This is a genomic window from Oscillibacter sp. CU971 (genome assembly GCF_905219725.1).
GTDB lineage: Bacteria > Bacillota > Clostridia > Oscillospirales > Oscillospiraceae > Oscillibacter.
The window spans coordinates 1-4,210 of the sequence record NZ_CAJMXG010000237.1 but is presented as its reverse complement, the minus strand read 5'-3'; the positions used below and the strand labels follow the sequence as shown (position 1 = coordinate 4,210).

General features: G+C 65.0%; 4 protein-coding genes. 3 read left to right on the top strand and 1 reads right to left on the bottom strand.

From position 1 onward, the window contains the following. From JX325_RS13170 to JX325_RS13160, 3 genes are all read left to right on the top strand, one after another. Positions 1-365: laccase domain-containing protein (locus tag JX325_RS13170; RefSeq protein WP_204791562.1), on the top strand; the 365-nt coding region annotated here is incomplete at its 5' end. Positions 366-375: 10 nt separating this feature from the next. Then, entirely contained in the window at positions 376-1,938 is a 1,563-nt protein-coding gene (locus JX325_RS13165; RefSeq protein ID WP_204791561.1) for an ABC transporter substrate-binding protein, read from the top strand. 212 nt (positions 1,939-2,150) lie between these two features. Beyond that, positions 2,151-2,810: a Crp/Fnr family transcriptional regulator gene (locus tag JX325_RS13160; RefSeq protein ID WP_204791560.1), complete on the top strand. Its 660-nt coding sequence runs from the start codon at positions 2,151-2,153 to the stop codon at positions 2,808-2,810. A 50-nt stretch (positions 2,811-2,860) separates the two neighbouring features. Here the strand turns inward: JX325_RS13160 and JX325_RS13155 are convergent. Beyond that, positions 2,861-4,210, bottom strand: a 1,350-nt coding sequence (locus JX325_RS13155; protein ID WP_204791559.1) for an FAD-dependent oxidoreductase, incomplete at its 5' end; no start/stop codon positions are given.

Here is a 4,210-nt window from a genome sequence, read left to right as displayed (position 1 = left end):
GTATTGTGGAGAAGACGGTCCGGGAGATGGTCCGCCGTTATGGGTCCAGGCCGGAGCGGCTGCAAGCGGCCCTGGGGCCCTGCATCGGGCAGTGCTGCTTTGAAAGCGACGGGGACGTTCCCGCCGCCATGCGGGAAGCCCTGGGGAAGGACGCGGAGGCTTATCTGGAAAAACGGGGCCCCAAGTGGCATGTGGACCTGGAGGGGCTGAACCGCCAATGGCTGCTGCGGGCGGGCCTGCCGCCGGAGCGTATAGAGGCCTCCGGCCTCTGCACCGCCTGCCGCCGGGACCTGTTCTGGTCCCACCGGAAGCTGGGGGAGGCCCGGGGCGTTCAGTGCGGGGCCATTATGGCCGGAGGAAAATAGGATCGGTTTTATGAAGCTATCGAAGATTATGGCCATCGCGCTGGCGGTGGCCTGTCTGCTGACGGGCTGCTGGCAGGAGGAGCCCCCGGAGGAGCCGGAGGACGCGCTGCCTCCCTTTGAGGCGGAAGAGCCGGAGAAGCAGAAGGATTCTGTCCTGCCGGAGCGGTNCGCCCTGCCCTATATGCCGGGGCGGACCCTGGACCCAATGGACTGCGCCGACGGGATGCAGCAGACGGCGGGGTCGCTTCTGTATGAGGGACTGTTTCGGCTGGACGGGAGCTTCGAGCCCCAGCCCTGCCTGTGCATCAGCTATACCCACGACGAGGCCGCCCTCCGCTATACCTTCGAGCTCCGCCCCGGAGTGGAGTTCTCCGACGGATCGCCCCTGACGGGCCGGGATGTGAAAGCGTCCCTGGAGCGGGCCAGGACCTCCGACCGCTACCGGAGCCGCCTCTCCGGCGTCGCTTCCGTCAGCGCCAACGGGGACAGTGTGACCGTTACGCTGAACAGCCCCAACTCCGCCCTTCCGGCCCTGCTGGACGTGCCCGTCGTGAAATCCGGGACCCAGGAGAGCGCGGCTCCCGTCGGTACGGGGCCCTATTNCTACGCGGAGGAGGAAACCGGGGCCTATCTTATCGCCAATCAGGCATGGTGGAAGGGGGAGAGCCAGCCGGTGGACCGGATTGCCCTGGTGGAAGCGGCGGACGACGACGCCATGCTCTACCGCTTTTCCTCCCACGAGGTCCAGCTGATTACGGCGGACCTCACCGGCGTGCTGCCGGTGAGCACCACCGGCAGCGTGGGCTGCGCGGACGCGGACACCCCGGTCATGCAGTATATAGGCTGCAACACCGCCCGGGCGCCTCTGGACAGTCCCGCCTTGCGGCGGGCCCTGTCGGCGGGAATCGAGCGGGGCAATGTGGCCGGCGCCTATCTCTCCGGCCACGGGAAGCCCGCCGCTTTCCCGGTGTCCCCGGTTTCGTCCCTGTACCCGGCGGCGCTGGAGGAGGACTATTCCGTGGACGGCTTTACCGCCGCCGTGGCGGAGAGCGGCTATGTGTCCGAACGGCCTTTGACCCTGCTGGTCAACGAGGAGAACGGCTTTAAAAAGGCCATCGCCGCCCACCTGGCGGAGAGCTGGACCTCCGGAGGCGTGCCGGTGGAGGTCCGGGTCCTGCCCTGGGAGGAGTACGCCGCCGCCCTGGCCGCCGGGGACTTTGATTTGTACTACGGCGAGGCCCGCCTTACCGCCGACTGGGATTTGGGGAGCCTCCTGGAACCCGGGGGAAGGCTGAATTACGGCCATTGGTCCAACCCGGACACCAGCCGCCTCCTGGCGGAGCTGGCGGGGGCCCAGGACCGGACGGCGGCCATGCGGGCCCTGTGCGCCCATTTGAAGGACCAGGCCCCCATCCTGCCGGTGTGCTTCAAGTCCACCTCCGTGCTGACCCAGGCGAAGGTGGTGGAGGGCCTGGCCCCCACGGCGGCGGAGCCCTTCTATGCCTTGGGACAGTGCGCAATCCATCTGAAAGAGGACGGAGGGGCCGCGCCTGCGGAACCGCCGGGTTCTTGAAGGTAAGAAAACCTAAAACCGCCGGGAAAGGCGGTTTTAGGTTTTTCTGTATTACTTTGTGAATTTTGGGATTCAGCAATATCAGCAAAGACTGCCGCGATTGAAAAACACGCCGGCATTCGGCGGCTAAAACCTGCCGGCACCTCATAGGCTTTGACAGATGCCATCGGAGGCTTTATACTAAGAGCAAGCCGACGGAAGGAGAGAACCTGATGGAATTTTCCGAATATGTTCCCATATGGAATCAGCTGACTCCCGGGCAGCGGGAACTCCTNTCCGGNANCCTGACCGCCCGTACCGTGAAGACAGGGACCGTCCTCCACGGCGGCGGCGCGGACTGCACCGGGCTGCTGCTGGTGAAGTCCGGCCAGCTCCGGGCGTTTATCCTCTCCAAGGAGGGGCGGGAGGTCACCCTCTACCGGCTGTTTGACCGGGATCTCTGCCTGTTCTCCGCCTCCTGCATAATGCGGAGCATTCAATTTGACGTGACCATTACGGCGGAGAAGGATACCGAACTGTGGATCATTCCCGCGGACATTTATAAGCGGATCATGGAGCAGTCCGCCGCCGCGGCCAACTACACCAACGAGATCATGGCCGCCCGGTTTTCAGAGGTCATGTGGCTGATGGAGCAGGTTATGTGGAACAGCATGGACAGGCGGGTGGCCGCCTTCTTGCTGGAGGAGTCCGCCATTGAGGGGGCGAACCGGCTTTCCATCACCCACGAGACCATCGCCAACCACCTGGGGACCCACCGGGAGGTCGTCACCCGGATGCTCCGCTATTTACAGGAGGAAGGGATGGTCAGGCTGTCCCGGGGCACGGTGGAGCTCCTGAACGAAAAAAAGCTGACGGCTCTGCGGGACGCGTGAAAACTCCCCTCTTCAAGCTTTCATGAGGCTTGGAGAGGGGAGTTTTCCGGCTACTGATCCATGCCGCAGGCCGTCGCCGATTCGATGAGACGGCGGTCGTTGGACACCGCGTCGTAGAACCGGAAGCCGCCGGAGAAATTGTGGGCCTCATAGCCGTGCCCGGCCAGGATGCGGCAGGCGATGTAGCTGCGCAGGCCGCTCTGGCAGATCACATAGACCGGCTTGCCGGGCGCGATCTCTCCCAGCCGCTGCCGCAGTTCGTCCACGGGGATATTCCGGAAGCCCTCAATATGCCCCGCCGCGTATTCCTGGGGGGTCCGGGCGTCCAGCAGCGTTACGCTGCCGTCCCGGGGCAGGCCGCCCACGTCTTCGATACGGAACTGCTTCACAACGCCCTTGNCGAGGTTTTCGATGAGGAAGCCCGCCATGTTCACGGGGTCCTTGGCGGAGGAGTAGGGCGGCGCGTAGGCCAGGTCCAGGTCCTTCAGCCGGATGGCCGTCAGCCCGGCGTGAATGGCCGCGGCCAGTACGTCGATTCGCTTGTCCACGCCCTCATAACCCACGATCTGGGCCCCCAGGAGGCGGAAGGTCTCCTTTTCAAAGATCACCTTCATGGTCATCAGCTTCCCGCCGGGATAGTAGCCCGCGTGGCTCATGGGCGAGAGAACCACCGCGTCCGCGTCCAGGCCCGCCTTTTTGGCGTTGGTTTCGCTGACGCCGGTGACCGCCGCCGTCATGCCGAAGACCTTGAGGACGGAGCTGCCCTGGCTTCCGAGATAGCGGCTGTCCCCGCCGCAGATGTTGTCCGCCGCGATGCGGCCCTGTTTATTGGCGGGGCCGGCCAGCGAGAGCAGGACGTCCTGCCCGGTGACGGANTGCCGGACCTGCACGGCGTCCCCCACGGCATAGATGTCCGGGAGGGAGGTTTCCATCCGGCTGTTGACCACGATGCTGCCCTTGAGTCCCAGCTCCAGCCCCGCCTCCTTCGCAAGAGCGGTGTCCGGGGTGACCCCGATGGCCAGCACGACCATATCGGCGTGGAGCGGGGCGCTGTCCTTCAGCAGCACGTCCACGCCGCCGTCCCGCTCCTGGAAGCCCTCCACGGTGTACCCCAGGGCCAGCTTCACGCCGTTGGCACGCACTTCGCTGTGGATAAAGGCCGCCATATCCGGGTCAAAGGGGTTCATGAGCTGCTTTGGCCGCTGGACGATGGTGACCTCCATCCCCAGCTCCCGCAGGTTTTCCGCCAGCTCCAGGCCGATGAAGCCGCCTCCCGCCAGCACAGCGGACCTGGGATGATTTTGCCGGATGTAGTCCTTGATGCGGAAGGTATCCTCCACAGTCCGCAGGGTGAAGAGCTTCTCCAGCCCCACGCCGGGAAGCCGGGGCTGGGTGGGCTT